The 18,796-nt window shown below is 72.9% G+C and carries 15 protein-coding genes and 1 pseudogene; 7 read left to right on the plus strand and 9 right to left on the minus strand.

All coding sequences use genetic code 11. The annotated features are described in order from the left end of the window. Positions 1 to 28 precede the first annotated feature (28 nt). The 4 genes from VT50_RS12045 to fxsT all read left to right on the plus strand — a co-directional run bounded on the left by VT50_RS12045 (position 29) and on the right by fxsT (position 8,692). Positions 29 to 1,231 carry a phosphorylase family protein gene (locus tag VT50_RS12045; protein WP_053048540.1) on the plus strand — a complete coding sequence of 401 codons (1,203 nt, stop codon included), beginning with the start codon at positions 29 to 31 and terminating at the stop codon, positions 1,229 to 1,231. 425 nt (positions 1,232 to 1,656) lie between these two features. Further along, on the plus strand, positions 1,657 to 3,153 hold the full coding sequence (locus VT50_RS12050; RefSeq protein WP_046085907.1) for a VMAP-C domain-containing protein: 1,497 nt from the start codon (positions 1,657 to 1,659) through the stop codon (positions 3,151 to 3,153). Next, positions 3,150 to 4,331, plus strand: a complete 1,182-nt coding sequence (locus VT50_RS12055) for an AAA family ATPase (RefSeq protein ID WP_053048539.1) — start codon at positions 3,150 to 3,152, stop codon at positions 4,329 to 4,331. The genes VT50_RS12050 and VT50_RS12055 overlap by 4 nt, the downstream gene beginning before the upstream one ends. Further along, positions 4,328 to 8,692 carry an FxSxx-COOH system tetratricopeptide repeat protein gene (gene fxsT / locus VT50_RS12060; protein ID WP_046085906.1) on the plus strand — a complete coding sequence of 1,455 codons (4,365 nt, stop codon included), beginning with the start codon at positions 4,328 to 4,330 and terminating at the stop codon, positions 8,690 to 8,692. The genes VT50_RS12055 and fxsT overlap by 4 nt, the downstream gene beginning before the upstream one ends. 46 nt (positions 8,693 to 8,738) lie before the next feature. On the opposite strand, the gene VT50_RS12065 is transcribed toward fxsT, so the two are convergent. The 3 genes from VT50_RS12065 to VT50_RS40365 form a co-directional block, all read right to left on the minus strand. Next, complete coding sequence (locus VT50_RS12065; RefSeq protein WP_240529136.1) at positions 8,739 to 10,529, minus strand: HEXXH motif domain-containing protein; 1,791 nt, start codon at positions 10,527 to 10,529, stop codon at positions 8,739 to 8,741. A gap of 96 nt (positions 10,530 to 10,625) precedes the next feature. Further along, positions 10,626 to 10,799 carry a hypothetical protein gene (locus VT50_RS39580; RefSeq protein ID WP_020866419.1) on the minus strand — a complete coding sequence of 58 codons (174 nt, stop codon included), beginning with the start codon at positions 10,797 to 10,799 and terminating at the stop codon, positions 10,626 to 10,628. A 162-nt stretch (positions 10,800 to 10,961) separates the two neighbouring features. Beyond that, positions 10,962 to 11,348: a DUF4232 domain-containing protein gene (locus tag VT50_RS40365; protein ID WP_240529137.1), complete on the minus strand. Its 387-nt coding sequence runs from the start codon at positions 11,346 to 11,348 to the stop codon at positions 10,962 to 10,964. Positions 11,349 to 11,355: 7 nt separating this feature from the next. On the opposite strand from VT50_RS40365, the gene VT50_RS40370 reads away from it, so the two are divergent. Further along, on the plus strand, positions 11,356 to 11,679 hold the full coding sequence (locus VT50_RS40370) for a hypothetical protein (RefSeq protein WP_240529138.1): 324 nt from the start codon (positions 11,356 to 11,358) through the stop codon (positions 11,677 to 11,679). 278 nt (positions 11,680 to 11,957) lie between these two features. After that, entirely contained in the window at positions 11,958 to 12,377 is a 420-nt protein-coding gene (locus VT50_RS12075) for a LysM peptidoglycan-binding domain-containing protein (RefSeq protein ID WP_046085950.1), read from the plus strand. 143 nt (positions 12,378 to 12,520) lie between these two features. Here VT50_RS12075 and VT50_RS12080 read toward each other — a convergent pair whose 3' ends face one another. Next, positions 12,521 to 12,790 (minus strand): DUF1876 domain-containing protein, encoded by a 270-nt coding sequence (locus VT50_RS12080; protein WP_046085903.1) that lies wholly within the window; start codon positions 12,788 to 12,790, stop codon positions 12,521 to 12,523. A gap of 32 nt (positions 12,791 to 12,822) precedes the next feature. Further along, positions 12,823 to 13,470: pseudogene (locus tag VT50_RS12085) on the minus strand (phosphoribosyltransferase); the annotation flags it as partial. A gap of 203 nt (positions 13,471 to 13,673) precedes the next feature. Here VT50_RS12085 and VT50_RS12090 point away from each other — a divergent pair. Next, the gene (locus tag VT50_RS12090) at positions 13,674 to 14,432 is read left to right on the plus strand and encodes a DUF72 domain-containing protein (protein ID WP_046085902.1); all 759 of its coding nucleotides are present in this window, start codon (positions 13,674 to 13,676) and stop codon (positions 14,430 to 14,432) included. Between the two features lie 18 nt (positions 14,433 to 14,450). Here the strand turns inward: VT50_RS12090 and VT50_RS12095 are convergent, their stop codons facing one another. The 4 genes from VT50_RS12095 to VT50_RS12110 are packed head-to-tail and all read right to left on the minus strand — an operon-like array spanning position 14,451 to position 18,775. Continuing rightward, positions 14,451 to 15,275, minus strand: a complete 825-nt coding sequence (locus VT50_RS12095; protein ID WP_046085901.1) for a carbohydrate ABC transporter permease — start codon at positions 15,273 to 15,275, stop codon at positions 14,451 to 14,453. After that, positions 15,272 to 16,180 (minus strand): carbohydrate ABC transporter permease, encoded by a 909-nt coding sequence (locus VT50_RS12100; RefSeq protein ID WP_046085900.1) that lies wholly within the window; start codon positions 16,178 to 16,180, stop codon positions 15,272 to 15,274. The genes VT50_RS12095 and VT50_RS12100 overlap by 4 nt, the downstream gene beginning before the upstream one ends. Next, positions 16,177 to 17,598 (minus strand): extracellular solute-binding protein, encoded by a 1,422-nt coding sequence (locus tag VT50_RS12105; RefSeq protein ID WP_046085899.1) that lies wholly within the window; start codon positions 17,596 to 17,598, stop codon positions 16,177 to 16,179. Before VT50_RS12105 ends, VT50_RS12100 begins: the two co-directional genes overlap by 4 nt. Before the next feature lie 31 nt (positions 17,599 to 17,629). Next, a complete protein-coding gene (locus tag VT50_RS12110) occupies positions 17,630 to 18,775 on the minus strand; it encodes a carbohydrate kinase family protein (RefSeq protein ID WP_206269397.1) in 1,146 nt (381 codons plus the stop codon). Positions 18,776 to 18,796: the final 21 nt, after the last annotated feature.

The following is an 18,796-nucleotide window of genomic DNA, read 5'->3' on the forward strand; positions in this document are numbered from 1 at the left end:
AGGGCAAGGGCTGTCCTAGGGGGGATCCATGGACGCTGAGGGAAATGGTGGCAAGGCGCGGGCCGATGTGGTGGTCCTGACCGCGCTGGAGGTCGAATACCGGGCGGTGCGGGCCCACTTGGAGGATCCGCGCCCGGTGCGGGCGGAGCGGGGCGCGCTGTTCGAGCTGGGGGTGTTCCGCGAGGGGTCCGGGGAGCGCAGCGTCGCCATCCATATGACGGGCGCTGGAAATCCGGGTGCCGCGGCCTCGGTCGAGCGGGCGGCTGCGCTCTTCGCGCCCGGGGCCGTGCTGTTCGTGGGGGTGGCGGGCGGCCGCAAGGACGTCGCGCTGGGCGATGTGGTGGCCGCCGAGGCGGTGTACGACTACGAGACCGGCAAGGACACCGAGACCGGGTTCCAGCCCCGGCAGAAGACCTATCAGTCGGCGTACGGGCTGGTGCAGCTGGCCCGGCTGGTGGCGGCGGCCGACGAATGGCAGCGGCGGATCCTCCCCGGGGACGACGCGCCGCGCCCCCGTGCCCATGTGAAGCCCCTCGCGGCGGGCGGCCGGGTGGTGGCGCACCACCGCTCGGACGTCGGGCTGAGGCTCGCGGCCAGTGCGGGTGACGCGCTCGCGGTGGACATGGAGGGCTTCGGCTTCCTCGCCGGCGCGTATGCCAATCAGCACCTGGACGCGCTGGTGATCCGCGGCATCTCGGACCTGCTCGGGGACAAGGGCGAGGCACATGACGAGCGCTGGCAGCCGGTGGCCTCCCGGAACGCGGCCGCCTTCGCCTTCGAGCTGATCGGCCGTATCCCGGTCGCGGCGCCGGGCACGCCCCGGCCACTCGCCGCCGATGCCCGGCCACTCGCCGCCGGTGCCCGGTCCCTCGCCACCGATGCGCGGTCCGCCGCCAGCGGCACACGGCCCCTCGTCCCCGGCACACCGCCCGAGATCCCCCGGCGCCGCGGGCTGACCATCCGTGACCTCGGCGCACTCGCGGACACCCTGCTGGCCGTGCCCGGGATGACCTCCCCCGCACGCTGGCAGCAGTTGCTCGACGAACTGCCCACCGTCGGCACCGCGGTGGGCCGTCAGTCGGCGAGCCGCGCGGAGGCCCTGTCCCTGCTGCGCGTCTGCGAGGCCCGGCGGGCGATGGGCGAGCTGGTGGAGGTGGTCGCGGTGCTCGCGCCGGACGATCCGGCCGCCGCCGAACTCGCCCGCCGGGTCGAGCAACTCGGATTGGAGTGACCCTCCTCACCCTCCCGCCCCCGCGGATGAGGCCCCGGGTCGCCCTCCCCCCGTGGATGAGGGCCCCCGAACCTTCCGCCGCCGCCCCCTGCCCGGGCCGCCGCGGAGCGGCGTCCCCCGCGCGGGCTCGGCGGAACCGTCCAGGTGGACCCCTGAGGAGGACGGCCCTCCGCCTCGCGGTCGCCGCTGGCGCGGGCCCCCCGTGCACCGCCGGGGCGGTGCCCCGGCCGCTGCGGCGCCCGCTCCGGGCGCGGGGGCGCGCGGGGGACGGTGCCACGGACATACTCGTCAGTGGTGTCACAAGTGGCTCCCGGGGCATACAAGTTGTCCCGGAGACCGGGCGGGCGGCACCCGCGTATGGCAGGGTCTCCGGCGGGATCATCGGCGGCGGGGACCGGTGATGCGGCCTCGGGGGAGGGCACGGCATGACGGCCCTGGGGGAAGGTGGCCTGAAATCGGTCGGCAACCTCGTCACGGCGTTGCGGGAGTTCCGCTGTCTGACGGATCCGGACCTGCGCACGCTGTGTCTGGATCTGGTCGCCATGGAGCTGGAGATGACCAGCGTCCCCGTGCGCGCCCATCGGGTGACCGACTACTTCCTGGTGGAGCTGGCCCGCGAATGCCTGGAAAACGTGCGGATCATGCACGCACTACGCGCGTCCCTCGCGGTGATGGCGGCGGCGGACGAAGACGCGATCAAGCGGCTCGACTCGGTCATGGAGCAGCTGACGGCCCGTCCGGCGCTGCCCGAGACCGCCATCGCGAAGCTGCGCTCGCTGCTGAAGGATCTGGAGATCGAGCAGCTGGGCCAGTTGTGCCGTACGGCCGCGGGCCCGCTGCAGGACGTCCCCGCGGTCACCGACCCCTGGCACGCCTTCGAGGTGCTCAGCCGGATGAACGCACAGCCGGGCGGGCTGCCGCCGGGGCTCGCCCTCGTGGAGTACCTCGCGGCGGCGGCGCGTCCGCTGCAGCGGGCCGACGCGCTGCGCGACTGGGCCGATGAGCGGGCCAGGGAGCTGGGTCTGACGCCCCAGCTGCGGTCGCTGCGGCAGCAGGTGGGGCATGCCGCCCCGGCCGGTCCGGTGGACGCCTATCTGGTGATCCGGCTGCTGCCGCAGGAGGAGGCCGGGGCCTACGAGCTCTCGTCCTGGCACCAGTACGACCCCACCGGCTGGCATCCGGTCCGCGGCCCGGTCGCCCAGGTCACCGCGGAGACCGCGGAGCGGGCGGTCCAGACGCTGGTGTACCGGGCGGCCGAGGAGTGGGACGACGCCCGGGCGATCCACATCGAGTTCATGCTCGGCCCGGATGACCTGAATCTGCCGGTCCACCGCTGGCGCCTGGAGCTCGACAGCGAGTCGCCCATCCCGCTGTACCTGGGCCATCCGGTGGTCGTACGGAGCCTGGAGCGCAGCTGGACCAGGCGCTGGCACCGGGAGTGGAAGCACCGCTGGAACCTCTTCGACCAGCAGCCCGAGCGCGCCAGACAGCTCGTGGTGGACGGCGACGAGCCGGACAGTCCGCGCTCCGGCGACCCCACCGCCCTGCTCGCCCGGCTCAAGGCCGATCCGCAGGTGGTCGCGCTGGTCCTGACCTCGCCCCCGGGGCTCACTCCCGAGGGCACCTCGGAGGCGCTGACCGCCTGGCGGGCCGGGATCCCGGTGGTCGCCTGGGACGGCCGGGCGACCCGGGCCCCCGGCTTCGTCCCGCAGCTGAGACAAAAACAGGCCGACGCCAGCGGGAACCTGGCACGCCTCCGCGAAGCCGTGACAGAGTTACGTCTGGACGCCCATACGATCGACTCCGCGGAGCGGGAGCATCACCTGGGGCAGCATGTGGTGCTCGTTTGGGACGACCCGACCCGTCCCGTGGAACCGCAAGGGCGCATGACGGGGCCGGACGAGGGGGTGGGTGGTCGATGAGCGACGAAGAGCCTGCGCTGCGCCACAACGGACGGGTCCACCAGGATTCCGGTTCCGCCCCGGCCGCCCTCCCGGCCGGGATACCGCGCCCCTGGTGGATCTACCAGGGCACCGGGCGCCCGCTGCACGACGTAAGCCTGGAGGAGATCCTTCCGCCGCCGCCCCCGTGGCGCGCCTTCGGCGGGGTGTCAGCCTCCCCGGTCGAGGGCAACGGCCGGTCCGGCTCGTTAGCGGACACGGGCGACACCCCGACCGAGCCCCCGGCGCCGCCGGAGGACGAGCAGGACAGCGCCCGGCGGCTGGGCGCCACTCCCCTCGGGGCGCGCTCCGACCCCGAGGAGGCCGATCTCGTCAACGCGGCGCTGATCCTCCGGCGCCCCCTTCTGGTGACCGGCCGCCCGGGCACCGGCAAGTCCACGCTGGCGTTCCGCATCAGCCGGGAGCTTGGTCTGGGCCGGGTGCTGCGCTGGCCGATCACCACCCGGTCGACCCTGCGCTCCGGGCTGTACGGCTACGATGCCGTCGGCCGGGTGCACGCCGCAGCGGCCGGCCAGGCCGCGGAGGGGGACACCCACCAGCCCGGCCCTGAGGACATCGGTGACTTCCTCCAACTCGGGCCGCTGGGCACGGCGATGCTCCCGCACCGGCTGCCGCGCGTCCTGCTCATCGACGAATTCGACAAGAGCGACATCGATCTGCCCAATGACCTCCTCGACATCTTCGAGGCCGGTGAGTACTCCATCCCCGAGCTGGTGCGCATCCGCAGGCGCCGCCCGGCCGTATCGGTCCTCACCGACGACCCGGAGCGCAGTACCGTCATCGCCTCGGGGCGGGTGCGCTGCCGCGCCTTCCCCGTCGTCGTCATCACCAGCAACGGCGAGCGGGAGTTCCCGCCCGCGTTCCTGCGGCGCTGTCTCCAGCTGCGGCTGCCCGACCCGGACGCGGACCGGCTCGCCGCGATCGTGGCCGCGCATCTGGGGCGGGCCGACGATCCGCGTGCGCGGGAGCTGATCCAGATGTTCCTCGAGCGCAGCGAGCGCGAAGGCGGCCTCGCCGCCGACCAGTTGCTCAACGCGGTGTATCTGGTGACGTCCCAGTCACATGTTCCGGGGCCCGAGTGGGAGGAGCTACTGCGGGCCGTCTGGCACCGGCTGGACAGCGCAGCGGGCTCGACATGACACATGACCCAGGCGGCAGGTCCGCCGGGCCTGGCCCACGGGACCTCGACTGGCGGCAGCTCGCCGACGCCCTGTGGCTGGCGGTCTGCAAGGCCGAGCCGGACCGTGGCCCCGGGCCGCCGGACCCCGCCACCCTCCCCGGGACACCGGAGGCGCACGCCCCGCCGCCCGGTGACGAGCCGTCGGACGAACCGCGGCAGGGCGGGCAGGAGGAGCGCCCCGCGTCCGGCCCGGAGGCGGCGCCCCGGGTCGCCGAACCGCCGCTCCCCGCGGAGCTGATCGGCGTCTCGGCGCCGCCCGGTGAGGCGGAGCCGACGGCCGTCGCGGAGGCCTTCGTGCCCGTGCGGCGGCCGTCCGCCGAGGGGCCGCCGCTGCCCGAGCGCGCCCTGTCCCGGGCGCTGCGGCCGCTCAAGCGCACCTCGCCCTCGCCGGTCGAGACGGAGGTCGACGAGGAGGCCACGGCCGAGCGCGCGGCGCGCGAGGGGCTGTGGGTGCCCGACCTGGTGCCCGTGCGCGAGCGCTGGATGGACGCCGTTCTGGTGGTGGACCGCGGCAGTTCGATGGTGGTGTGGCGGCGGACGGCGGCGCACCTGGTCACCGTGTTGCGACGCACCGGCGCCTTCCGGGATGTGCGGGTGCACCCGGTGAACACCGACCATCCATTACCCGAAGGGGACCGCTCGCCGGTGGCGGGGATGGAGCCGCGCGGCAAGCGGACGGTGCTGGTGCTGACCGATGGCATCGGCGCGGCCTGGGGCGATGAGAGCGCCCAGCGCGCGCTGGCCAACTGGGCGCGGCACGCGTCGGTCGCGGTGCTGCACGTCCTGCACCAGGGCCGCTGGCACCACACCGGGGTGGCGCCGGAGCGGGTACGGGTGCGGGTGCCGGAACCGGGCGCCCCCAACGGCACCTGGCGGCGGGCGGACGGCGGCTCCTGGCCGGGCGGCGCGCCGCCGGTCCCGGTGCTGGAGCTGGGCGCGCGGTGGATGGCCAACTGGGCGCGGCTGGTGGCCCGTCCGTCGGCGCGCGGCGAGGACACGATGGCGCTGCTGCCCGGGGCGCCCGCCGAGCGCTGGGATCCCGAACCCGAACCGAGCGCCTGGGACCGCGTCTTCCGGTTCCGCGCCACCGCCTCGCCGAGCGCCTTCAGGCTGGCGTCCCGGCTGGCCGCGGCCCCGTTGAACATTCCCGTGATGGAGTTCGTGCAGGGGATCCACCAGCCGGAGGGCAGCCCGGGCGATCTGGCCGAGGTGCTGCTTGGCGGGCTGCTGCGCAAGGTGGGGGCCGCCGACCCGCTGGACGAGACGGGCATCGGTTACGAGTTCCACGACGGGGTGCGTGAACTGCTGCTGTCCGCCGGGATGCGGGACGAGTCGCTGTACATCCTCGGCAGTGTCCTGGACCGGCTGGGCCGCCGCTGGAAACCGCTGCTGATGCTGCGCGATCTGCTCAACCACCCCTCGGGCTCGGTGGGGGACCTCCCGAGGTCGGAGCGGCTGCTGCCGTACATCCGCCTCCAGGAGCAGGTCTACCAGGCGCTTTCGGGGCCGTATCTGGAGGGTGCGCGCTCCTTTCGCGCCCTTGTCCTGGCCCATCAGGCGCTCACCCGCTCGGGGGAAAGCGGACCCGATCCAGTTGAAGACGCGTCACACAGGGGAAAATATGTGGTCTCCGAGGCGGTTTCGGCCATGACTGACTCCACCGCTCCCCGCACAGACCCGCTGTCCCAGGCCGACGATTCACCGTCCCCGCCGACGCACGGCTCGCCGGGCCCGGCGGGGGAGCATCTGAGAGGAACCTTCGTGTCCGTGACCGCTGCCCGGTCCCTGCCCGCCGTGGAGGAGCGCCAGCCCGGGGAACCCCCGTCCATCTGGGGAAACGTACCGCCCCGTAACAACAACTTCACCGGGCGGCAGACGTTGCTCGACACTCTCCACGAGCGGCTGAAGAGCGAGGGCACCGCCGCCGTGCTGCCCGAGGCCCTGCACGGACTCGGCGGGGTGGGCAAGTCACAGATCGCCCTGGAGTACGTCCATCAGCACGCCGCCGACTACGACGCGGTGTGGTGGATCCCGGCGGAGCGCCCCGAGCAGATCCGCCAGGCGCTGGTCCAGCTCGCCGACCGGCTCGGGCTGCACGCGGGCATGGAGGCCAACACGGCCGTGCCCAGCGTGCTCGACGCGCTGCGCACCGGACGCCCGTGCCGCAACTGGCTGCTGGTCTTCGACAATGCCGAGGAGCTGGAGACGGTCCGGCCGTTCTTCCCCCCGGGCGGGCCGGGCCGGATCCTGGTCACCTCGAGGAACGCCCAGTGGTCGCGCGCGGCCCGCACCGTCGAAGTGGACGTCTTCGAGCGGGAGGAGAGCATCGAGCTGCTGCGCCGCCGGGGTCCTGAGCTGCCGCGCGATCAGGCGGACCGGGTCGCCGACGCGCTGGGGGACCTTCCGCTGGCCATCGAGCAGGCGGCCGCGTGGCTCACCGAAACAGGGATGCCGGTCGACGAATACCTCCAGGTCTTCGAGGACGAGCGGGCCGATGTCTCCACCCGCCGCAACGAGCTGCTGGCGGCGGGCGTTCCGGTGGACTACCCCGAACCGGTCGCCGCCGCCTGGAACATGTCGCTGCGGCGGCTGGCCGAAACCCATCCCGGTGCCATCCAGCTCCTCCAGATGTGCTCGTTCTTCGCGCCCGAGCCGATCTCCCGGCGGCTGTTCTCCGGTGTGCGCGGGGTGTCCCTCTCCCCCGAGCTCTCGACGGTGCTGCAGGACCCGATCAAGCTCGGCCATGCCATCCGTGAGATCAACCGCTACGCCCTGATCAAGATCAATCACCGTAGCAACACGATCGAGATGCACCGGCTGGTGCAGGCCGTGCTGATCGGCCAGATGTCCACGCAGCAGCAGGCGGACATGCGGCACAGCGCCCATGTGCTGCTGGCCTTCGGCGACCCCAACGACGTGGCACCCCCGAACTGGGGGCGGTATGCCGACCTCCTCTCCCATGTCCGGGCGTCGCGCGCGATGGAGTGCGACGACAAATGGGTGCGGCAGATGGTGCGGAACCTGGTGCGCTTCCTCCATATCTGGGGCGACCACGAGGGCGCGCTGGAGCTCGCCACCCAGGTGCGACGAAAGTGGGTGGAGACGCTCGGCGAGGACAGTGTGGAGACGCTGGCCGTCTCCCGGTCCCTGGGCCATGTGCTGACCGTGCTCGGCCACTTCAGGGAGGCCTGGGAGCTCAACCGCCGGACACTGGAGCTCCAGCGTGCCCAGGAGGGCGACGACCACGAGAACACCCTGGTGACTCAGGGCGCGGTCGCCGTCGACACCCGCTACCAGGGCGAATACGCCCGCTATGTGGAGCTGGAGAAGGACCGCTGGACCAGGACCTTGCGGCTCGCCGGGGACGAGGACCCGTACTCCATCGCCGCGACAAACGACTACGCCGTGGCGCTGCGCGCGGCGGGGGACTACGAGCGCGCCCGGCAGCTGGACGAGCGCGCCCGGCGCACCGCTGGTCTGGTGCTCGGCGAGGACGCCCTGCTCACCATCCTGGTGGAGGCCAACCTCAGCATCGACGTCCGCGAGGGCGGGGACTATCTGGCCGCCCGCGACATGCTGGAGCAGACCTGTAGCCGCGCCCGCCAATTGTTCCCGCCGAACACACCCACCGTGGTCTACGCCCTGCGCAACCTCGCCGTGGCGCGCCGTAAGGCGGGCGACCACGAGGGCGCCCTGGACCTCAGCCGGGAAGTGCTGGAGCGCTACCGGCTGCGCTACACCGAGCCCAACCTCCACATCACCACCACGGCCTTGGCCCTCTCGATGGATCTGCGGCAGACCGCAGATCTGGAGGGTGCCCGTGAGCTCGGCCGGAAATGTCTCGACGACATGCGCGTCCTGCTGGGGGAACGGCATCCGGCGGCCCTGGGCGCGGCGGTCGACCTCGCCGTGACGCTGCGGCTGCTGGGCGAGACGGACGAGGCGCTGGCGCTGAACAAGGAGACGCTGCCGGTGCTCGTCGAGCGGCTGGCGGCCGACCATCCCACGGCGCTGGCCTGTGCCGTCAACCTGGCCAGCGACCACTACACCCTCGCGGACTACCAGGAGGCCCACGACCTGGACGTCGAGACCCTGGCGGCCTGCCGGTCCCGGCTCGGCGAGGACCACCCCACCACGCTCGCGTGTGCGGTCAATCTGTCGGGGGATCTTCGCGCGCTGGGTGAGGGCAGGCAGGCGGAGGAGCTGCACCAGGACGCGCTCGGCCGGCTGCGCCGGGTGCTGACGGCCAGCCACCCGGCGACGGTCGCGGCGGCCCGGGGCATCCGGGCGGACTGCGATGCGGAGTCGATCTCCATCTGAGCCGTCGTCCGCGGCGCCGTCCGCGGGGCCCCGTGCCGCGCACCGTTCACCCGCGTCTACGGTTCCCGATCCACCGCGCCAGCGCCACCGGATCGGGACCCGTGCCCGGTGCGGTGCGCAGCTCCCGGTGAACGGCCAGGACCAGTTCGGGGTGGTTGAGCAGGGCCGTCCTGGCCGCGCCGTCCGGCAAGGCGAGCGCGAGCCCGGCCCATGCCGCGATGTCCTCCGGGTCCGCTTCCAGACGGGCCCGGTAGCCGCGCAGCGCGGCCGCGGTGTCCCCGGCGGCCCAGTCGAGGTCGGCCCGGCCGGACGCGGCCAGATCGGAGGCGGCCCGATCGGAGGCGTCACCGCCCCCGGGCGGCCTCGCTCCCCCGGATGACTCCCCGGGTGCCCCCGCTCCCCCGCCCTCGCACAGCCGGGCGAACCCCGCCGGGTCCCGGAGCCGGAGCCGGGCGAGCGCGGGGCGCGCCGGTGCCTCGGGGCGGGTCGGCCGGACCGAGGTCCCGGGCAGCTCCCCGGGAGGGTCGGTCCGCTCCCGCCAGGCCCGCGCCCAGCGGGCGGTCGGCTCCGGGTCCGCCGCCAGGTGGCGCATGCGGTGGACGAGCCGGTGATCGTGGATCAGGTCCGACGCCAGCCGGCGCGGTACGGAAGGCACCCGCTGTGCGAGCCACAGGGTCAGCCGTTCCTCCAGCCGGTTAAGGAACTCCTCGCCCCTGGGGGTCAGTTCGGCGTGGGTGAGGAGCGTGCGCAGCCCCGAGGCGGTCTGTGCCCGGCGCAGGGCGAACTCGAACGCGGCGGTGTCCCGGGCCGGTCCGGGCTCGGCGCGCCGCAGCCGGTCCCACCAGAATCCGGTCACGCCCAGGAACGCGTACACCCCCTGGAGGAGCCCGCGCAGCGGTCGCGGCTCCAGCCGCCAGGGCGCGTAGTGGATCTCCTCCAGGCCCCCTTCGACCAGGGGCACCAGGTCCATCAGGGCGCTGAGTTTGATGTGCTGGGCCTCGTGCACCAGCGCGGTGGCGAGGGTCAGTGGGTCCGCGGTCCCGTTGAGCAGCACACAGCCGTACGCCTCCGGCGATGAGGCGCTGAACGGTTCGGGCCAGGCGGCGTACGGCACGGGCACGACGGAGGACAGGCAGGCGCCGATTCCCCGCGGGTCCACCTGACGCTGCTCCGAGACCAGCCGCCACGCATTGCCGAATCTCTCCTGCCAGCCCTGCCACTCTTCGTCGCCGAGGCGCTCGGGCTCCCGGATCCGGAGAAAGTCGCGATAGGGGTCGAGGTCATCGACGAGGGGGGCACACACCATCCCCTGGTGTTCTCCACGCAGCCGCCGCAATCCGTGCCAACCGGGAGCGTCCTCGGAGAAGTCGGCGGGCAGCGTCACCGAATGCGGGCCGGATAACACCACCGCCTTACGGCCGTTCATGACGACCTCGGCGACAGCGGCGGTGTCCGGAACGCGGGCGAATCCCAGGCCGGGCAATATCACCCCGCGCCCGCGCACGGGAACGGTGCCGCGAAAGTCGATTCCGGCGAGAAGAGCGGCCGAGGCAGCTACGGCATGCAGATGACCCGCCGCGGTCCACAGCGGCCCGTCCCCCGATTCCAGACCGCGCAGCCTGCGCAGACAGCGGTTGAGCCACGCTCCCACGGACGGGTGCAGCAGCAGCGTCTCCACGGCTGCCGGGGAGCGGTGCTCGGCCCGAATCAGCAGGTGCCAGGCGTCCCGGGGCGGGGGGAGAGGGCCGGGCAGGGCGGGGTGCGCGGAGGCGATGTCCACCAGGGCGCGCAGCAACAGCATGGCCTGGCTGCGCTGTCCCGACCTCAGTTCGGCCACGGCCGAGGGACCGCCCGAACCCCGCGCCAACTCGGCGAAACCCCCCGCCGATAAACGATGGTTGAGGCCCCGCGTGACGGAGGACGTCATAGCCGCCTAACTCACACAGGGTTCCGACGTCGACGAGTTGCCGATCGTCGGCGGGCGCTGGACGATGTCGAGCAGCCGCTCCGTCACCGCGGAAATCCCTTCGTGCCGCTCCAGGTCTTCGAGTGTCGCCCCCGAAAGGTCCAGCAGCTCCGTCTCGACCTCGGTCGCGACCCGCTCCATGACACCGTCCCCCTCCGGACGCTCCCTAACGGCTCAAATGAGGCATCCCCATGGTGGCCTACCCCTTTTGATTGCGAAAGGGTGAACACGGCCAGTCGGCGCCTGCGTTGTCAAGATTTTCGGACACTTCCGCGCGCCCGGGAGCCCCCCGATATGCCGGTGTCATCCCCCCGTTCCCGATCGCGTCGTCTCGACCTCGAACACGCCTCCGCACACCCGGAACGACCGGGTCGAGACGTTCATCGCGTCGAAGGAATCCGGCGGATAGACCCGGATCCGCGCGGCGGTGCGGCGGCACGGGGTGTCGTTCATGCCCTCGTTGAGCGTGTGCAGGCTGGCGGAGGCACTGCCGCCGGGCGGCAGGGAGACCGGGGAGCGGGTGGGGCCGCGCCGGGTGGCGGGGTCACCGATCGCCGCGCCGCTGGAGTCGAGCAGCGAGACACCGGGGTATCCGGTGAGGGTGCAGGTCGTGGCGGACCTGTTGGTGAACACCAGGGGCAGGTACACATTGCCCGCCCCCATGTCCTTCCGGCCGACTGACAGCGTCAACTGCGCCTTGGAGCACACACGGCGCGCCCCGGACGCGGCGGCGGGCCGCGAGGACGGTGCCGAGGGCGAAGGGGACTGCGCGGTCCGCGAGGCGGGCCGTTCGTTCCGCGAGGGACCGCCTCCGGAGGAGCCGCCTTCAGAGGAGGCGACCTCGGGGGTGGAGGGTGGCGCGGCGGAGGTGGCGGACGAGGCGCGCCGCGCGGAGTCCCCGTCCCCGGTGTCGCTGCCGCACGCGGTGACCGTGGCCAGCGCGCCGACCAGCAGCACGCATAAGACCGGTGGTCGGGACCGTGCCGCCGCCGTGCGCCGAGGAGCCGAACCGCTGCGTTGACTCATGAGCGACCTCCCGAGGTCAGCCGTCTGCCGGGAGCAGCCACCGGCATCGAGGGCGGGTGCCCCGATGCCTCCCGCGCATGCCCCCTGGGACTCCCTTCCCCGCGCGCGGGCTCTTATGTCCGGGGCGCGTTGATCGCGTCACCGCCCACCTTCACCGCACTGGCTTCTCTCCAGCAAACGCCCGAAGGCCTTGTCCACGCCAGAACCGCGGGATTACTGTGCGGCAGCCATCGCACTCGCCAACTGCCGTACCAGGACAGGAAGAAGGACTCCATGGCCGCACGCGGACGCCATCGCCGACCCCGGTCCCATCGGGTCTCCCGCACCTCGCTCGCGATCACCGCGGGAGGCGCCGGCGTCGCCCTGCCGCTCATCGGCATCGGCCAGGCGAACGCCGCCTCAGCCCCCACGTCCACCTCGCCGGCCCCGGCCGCCACCACGGTCACGGCCGTCACGCCCACGAAGACCCAGCCGCCGCTCATCGCCCCGAAGGCCGTACCCGAACCGCCGGCCAAGACCCAGCCCCGGGCCGGGTCGTACACCGTCGTCCGCGGGGACACCCTCTCCCGGATCGCGGAGCGGAAGAGAGTGGCGGGCGGCTGGGAGCGGCTCTACGAGATCAACCGCCAGGTCATCGGCGCCGACCCGGATCTGATCCGGCCCGGCCAGCGGCTCACCCTCGGGCGCCGCTGAACGGGCCCGCACACGGGCAGTCCCACACGGGCGGTCCCATGCGGGCGGTCCCATGCGGGCGGTCCCATCTGGGCGGTCCAACCGCACAGGAGCGTCCGCCCGCGGTGGGCCACCGCGGCGGACGCTCCCTCGCCTCAACGGCCTTACATCACCACATGCGCCTTGGAGTGGGTGACTTCCTCAATGTCGCCGCCCGCCTTGCCGATCAGCCGGTGCGCCAGATTGCTCAGCGCCCGCGCCGCCGCGATCTCCTCGCCGACCCTCGGCTGCGCCGGGTCGTCGGGGTTGCGGTTGGCGCGGCCCTGGGCCAGCATCTCCGTGCCGTCGTGCATCCTCAGCCGGACGACCGCTTCGGTCAGCGGGCCGATCTCACGGAACTCCATCTGAATGTCGCATCCCACGATCGTCTCCATCGCGCTCACCTCCTGCGTCACCTTCCAGGATGCGCCTCACCGGTCTCCCCGGTCGACCGGGACAGCAACTCCACCACCTCGTCGTCCGCGGTCTGCGAGAAGTCCTCGTACCACTCCCCCACCGCCGCGAAGTCCGAGGGCGTGGACAGGGCCACCACCTCGTCCGCGTCCGCGCGCAGCGCGGCGACCGCGTCCGGGGGCGCCACCGGCACCGCGAGTACCACCCGCGCGGCCCCCTGGGCCCGTGCCACCCGGCAGGCGGCCTGGGCCGTGGCGCCGGTCGCGATCCCGTCGTCCACGATGATCACGGTGTGGCCCTCGGCCGGGATCCGCGGGCGGCCCCGGCGGAACCGACTCGCCTTGCGGGCCAGCTCCTCCCGCTCGGTCCGCTCCACCTCGGCGAGGTCCTTCTCATCGGCCCGGCTCATCCGGACGATCGCCTCATGGACCACCCGTACGCCGCCCTCACCGACGGCGCCGAACGCCAGCTCCCGGTGGTAGGGGACGCCGAGCTTACGGACGATGATCACGTCCAGGGGCGCATGGAGCGCCCGGGCCACCTCGGAGGCCACCGGCACCCCGCCCCGCGGCAGCCCGAACACGACCGGCTTCTCCTCCGCCAAGGGGCGCAGCGCCTCGCCGAGGCGGCGCCCGGCATCCATCCGGTCGGTGAAGATCATGACTCACCCCCGCTCCTGAAGGACTCGTCCGCGGATCGAGCCGATGGTCCGCCCGTCCGCGAACCGTTCGGTTCCCCGGCCGGTGGCCGGGGCGCGCGGATACCGGAGACCCGGCACCCTGGAGGTATGGAGAACGCCACAGGCCCGGACGAGTCCGGTTACCCCGTCATCGTCGAGTCAATCGATGCCGACGGCCGCTACCCGTGACCGTCCTGGTCGGCACCTCGGGATGGCAGTACCGGGACTGGCGCGGCGGCCTCTATCCCGAGGGCTGTCCGCAGCGGCTGTGGCTGGAGGAGTACACCCGTGCCTTCGCCACGGTGGAGAGCAACAACGCCTTCTACCGGCTGCCCTCGTACGACCAGTTCGCCACCTGGCGGGAGCGGCTGCCCGAGGGCTTTGTGATGGCGCTCAAGGCGAGCCGCTACCTCACCCACATCAAGCGGCTGCGCGACCCCGAGGAGCCGGTGGAGCGGCTGATGTCGCACGCGGCCGGGCTGGGCGACCGGCTGGGCCCGGTGCTGCTGCAGCTGCCGCCCACGCTGCGGGCCGACGGCGAGCTGCTGGACCGCTGTCTGGGCCGCTTCCCCTCAGGGACGCGGGTGGCCGTCGAACCGCGCCACGCCTCCTGGTGGACCGCGGAGATCCGCGCGGTGCTCGAGCGCCGCTCGGCCGCGCTCTGCTGGGCCGACTCCGGCTCCCGGCCGGTCACCCCGCTGTGGCGGACCACCGGGTGGGGGTATCTGCGCTGCCACGGCGGCCGCGCCCGACCGGCCCCGCGCTACGGGCGCCGGGCGCTGACCACCTGGGCGCGGCGGATCGGGGACGGCTGGCCGCCCGACGCGGAGGTCTACGTGTACTTCAACAACGACACGGGGGGGGCGGCGGTGCACGACGCGGCCGTCTTCGCCCGCGCCGTGGCCCGCCTCGGCCGCCCGGTCAGCCGCACCCCCTCGGCCTGAGCCAGGCGCCTGCTGGGCTCACTCCTTCACCGCCCCGCCCAGCATGCCCTCGATGAACCGGCGCTGCAGCGCCACATAGACCACGACCACCGGCAGCGCGATGAGCACCGAGGCCGCCGCGAGCAGCGCCGCGTCGGAGCTGTGCTGGCCCTGGAAGAAGGCGAGGCCGAGGGGGACCGTGCGGTGGGCCTCGTCGCTGACCATCACCAGGGCCATCAGGAACTCGTTCCAGGTCCACATGAAGGTGATCACGACCATGGTGGAGATCGCCGGGCGGCCCATCGGGACCAGTACGCGCCACAGTGTGGTCCAGGTGCTGGCCCCGTCGATCCGGGCCGCCTCGATCACCGCCCGGGCGCTGCCGCGGAAGTACGTGCGCATCCAGAAGACCCCGAAGGCCAGGGACTGCGCGGTCTGCGGCAGGATCAACGCCCAGTAGCTGTCGGTGAGTTCGGCGTAGCGCAGATCGAAGTAGAGCGGGACGACCAGCGCCTCCTGGGGCAGGGTCAGCCCGATCACGAAGAGGTGGAACAGCACCGTGGAGCCGGGGAAGCGCATCACCCCGAAGGCGTACGCGGCGAGGATGGCGAGCACGGTGGTGGCGGCCACCACGGCCGCCGTGACCAGCAGCGAGTTCCCCAGGTAGGTGCCGAAGTGGCCACGGCTCCAGGCATCGGCGAAGTTGCTCCAGTGCAGACCGCCCCTGGGCAGTGAGAAGCCGGTGTCCAGGGAGCTCTGCGAGCCGAAGGCCGTGGAGAGGATGCCGATCACGGGGGTGAGCGCGATGACGGTGAAGAGGGCGAGGATGCCATAGGTGACATGGCGTTCCAGGCGTGTGGTCATGCCCGCCGCCCTTCCACGAGCCGGGAGACCGTGACGGTCAGGACGAAGATCAGGACCGTGAGGGCCACGCCGACGGCGGCGGCCGAGCCGACCTGGTTGGTCTCGAAGGCCCGGTGGTAGACCTCGTAGGCGGGGACGGAGGTGGCGTTTCCGGGGCCGCCGCTGGTGGTGATGTAGATCAGGTCGAAGTTGCGCAGCCCCGCCACGATGGTCAGGGTCAGCGCCACCGCGATCTGCGGCCGCAGACCGGGCAGGGTGACGGTGCGGAACTCGCGCAGCGGCCCGGCGCCGTCGATCCGCGCCGCCTCGTACAGCTCGCGCGGGATGCGCTGGGCCCCGGCCAGGAAGAGGACCATGCACAGCCCGGTGCCGACCCAGGTGCCGACGACGCCGACGGCGGGCAGCGCCCAGGTGTAGTCGCCGAGCCAGGGGCGGGCGAGCCCGCCGAGGCCGATGGCGCGGAGGGTGTCGTTGAGCAGCCCGTCGGGGGCGAGGATCGAGCGCCAGGCCACGCCGACCACGATCAGCGCCAGGACCTGCGGCAGGAACAGGACCGTGCGGAAGAAGGTCATCCCCCGCACCCGGGCCCGGGACATCACGGCGGCCAGCAGCAGCCCGATGGCCACCGGCAGGGCGGCGTAGAAGATGAGCAGCAGCAGCGCGTGGAGGAAGGGGGCGCGCAGACTCGCGTCGGTGAACAGCCCGCGGTAGTTGTCGAACCCGGCGGGGGTGGCGACCGTCAGCCCGTCCCAGTGCACAAAGGACAGCCACACCGACTGTCCGAAGGGGTAGAGCAGGAAGACGGCGTACACGATCAGCGCGGGCAGGATGTAGAGGTAGCCGATGGCGCGCGGCTCACCGGGCGCTCGGCGGCGGTAGGCCCTGGTCAGGGCGGCGAGCCTCATCGGGCCCCCGCGGACGGGTGTTGCTCGCGCCGCTTCTCCAGGAAGGCGCCGTAATCCTTCTGCAGGGTCGCGGCGAACGTGTCCGGGGAGGTCTTGCCGCTGACCACGCCCTGGAGGGCGGCCGAGAGGGTGTCGTAGAAGGTGGGGGTGGAGTAGTCCAGGTACGGGACGAGTCCATCGGCGGCGCTCAACCGCTTCCAGCCGGCGATCATCTGGCCGTCGGCGCTGTCCGGGCTCACCCCCGCCGCGGCCTTGGCGGGGACGGCGGGCAGCACTCCGTGCCGGGTCATCACGTCCGCGGCGTGTGCGTTGGTGAGGAAGTCCAGATAGGCGGCGGCCACCTCCGGATGGCGGGAGCGGGAGGTGATGGACCAGGCGAGACCCTGGCCGCCGGTGGTGACGGGGTCGCCGCCGGCCTTGGCGGGCGGGGGCGGCATGATGCCCAGCTTGTCCCCCATGGACTTCTTGAGGTCGGCCAGCTGCCAGGTGCCGGTCAGCAGGTACGCGCCGTCCCCTGAGGCGAACTTCTTGGCCGCGTCGTCATAGCCGAGGCCGTTGGCGCCGCCGGGCAGATAGCCGCGCTTCGCCCAGTCGGCGAGGGTGGCCGCGGCGTTCTTGGTGGCGGTGTTGTCGAAGCCGTCGCCGCGGCCGAGGACGGTGTCGCGGGCGTCGGCGGCGCCGAGCTGGTCGTGCAGCACCCCGAAGGTGTGGATCGCGGGGTACTTGTCGAGGTTGCCGAACTGGATCGGCAGCTCGCCGCGGTCCTTCAGCCGGGCCAGGCCGTCGGTGAACTCACCCCAGCTGCGCGGGGGTTGGAGTCCCGCCCGCTTCAACAGGCCCTTGTTGTAGTAGAGGCCGATGTACTCGCCGGTCTGGGAGATGCCGTACAGCCGCCCCCTGCCGAAGTCATCGCCGTCGGCGGAGACCCGGTTGAGGCCCAGCAGGGTGGCGGGGTAGCGGGTGTTCCAGTCGTAGATCCCGGCGTAGTTGTCCAGCGGGGCGAGCAGCCCGGCCCGGACGAAGGCCACCATGTCGGGGTAGCCCTGGTTGGCCTGGATGACATCGGGCGGATGGTTGCCGGAGACGGCCAGCTTCAGGGTGGTCTTCAGATCGGTGAAGCTCCGGGCGACCCGTTTGATCCGCACATTGGGGTACTTCCGCTCGAACTCCCGGTTGAGCTGCTGTATCTCCCCGTTGGTTCCGCCGCGTATCTCCTGGTCCCATACGGTCAGCGTGGTCTTTCCGGCCTTCGCCGGATCGGGTATGGCGGTGGCCGCGCCGGTCCCGGAACCGGCGGCCCCCGAGCCGTCGGTGCCGGGGACGCACCCCGCGGCGAGCAGGACGACGCCGATGGCGAACGCGGCCGGGACGGCTCTGCCTCCGCGTGGCCGGCGCGCCCCGGTGCGGGCGAGTTCCATGGGGTTCTCCTCGATGCGGTGATCAGGACCGTCAGGACCGCCGGGCGTCGTCATGCACCCGGAAACCGATGGTGGGCAGGGCCCGCAGCCGTGGGAGGCCGCGCACCCGGTCCGGGATCAGATCGCCCAGGAAGGCGTAGCGGCGGGCGAGTCCGGCCGCGTCCGCTCCGCCGTCGGCCGCCTGGCGCGCACGGTTCCACCAGGCGGCCACCTCCGGCCAGCCGGGTGCGGCCAGGGAGCCGCCGAAGTGCTGGACGGAGAGGGCGGCGGTGAGGTTGGCGAAGGCGAGCCGGTCGACGAGCGGCCAGCCCGCGAGGGTGCCGGTCATGAATCCGGCCACGAAGACATCGCCCGCCCCGGTCGGGTCCAGCGCGTCCACGGGCAGCCCGGGCACCTCGGCGCGCTCCCCGGTGAGCGAGTCGATGGCCACCGCGCCCTCGGCGCCCCGGGTGACCACGGCGATCGGCACCAGGTCCGCGAGGGCGCGCACGGCCCGCTCGGGGCTGTCGGTGCGGGTGTAGCGCTGGGCCTCGGCGGCGTTGGGCAGGAAGGCGTGGGCGTAGGGCAGATCGGGGAGCGCCGCGGGGTCCCAGCGGCCGGTCTCGTCCCAGCCCACATCGGCGAAGACCTTGCTGCCCTGGGCGTGCGCCCGGCGCACCCAGTCCTCCTGGCGGCCGGGTTCGAAGGCGGTCACACAGGCGCGGGAGCGCGGCGGCGCGCCCCGGACGGCGGGCGGCGGGGCCGGGTGCTCATGGGTGACCATGGTGCGTTCGCCCTCGTACGCCATGGAGACGGTGACCGGGGAGTGCCAGCCGGGGACGCGCCGGGAGGGGGCGAGGTCCACGCCCTCGCCGAGGGCCAGGCTCTCCCAGCAGTAGTCGCCGTAGACATCGGTGCCGAAGGCGGCGGCGAGCGTGGTGTGCAGGCCCAGCCGGGCCAGCGCGGTGGCCATGTTGGCGATGCCGCCCGGGCTCGATCCCATGCCGCGTGCCCAGGACTCGGTGCCGCGAATGGGGGCGTGGTCGAGCCCGGTGAAGATGATGTCCAGGAACACGGTGCCGGTGAGGTAGACGTCGTGCTCGGGGTCCGTGGCGGCGCGCAGCGCCGCGAGCGGGTCGAGCGGGTGGATCGGGTCGACGGGGTCGATCGGATCGGGGGTTCCGGCCGTGGTGCTCACCGACGTGCCTTTCCTCGTACG

Source organism: Streptomyces antioxidans (genome assembly GCF_000968685.2).
In the GTDB taxonomy this organism is placed as follows: domain Bacteria; phylum Actinomycetota; class Actinomycetes; order Streptomycetales; family Streptomycetaceae; genus Streptomyces; species Streptomyces antioxidans.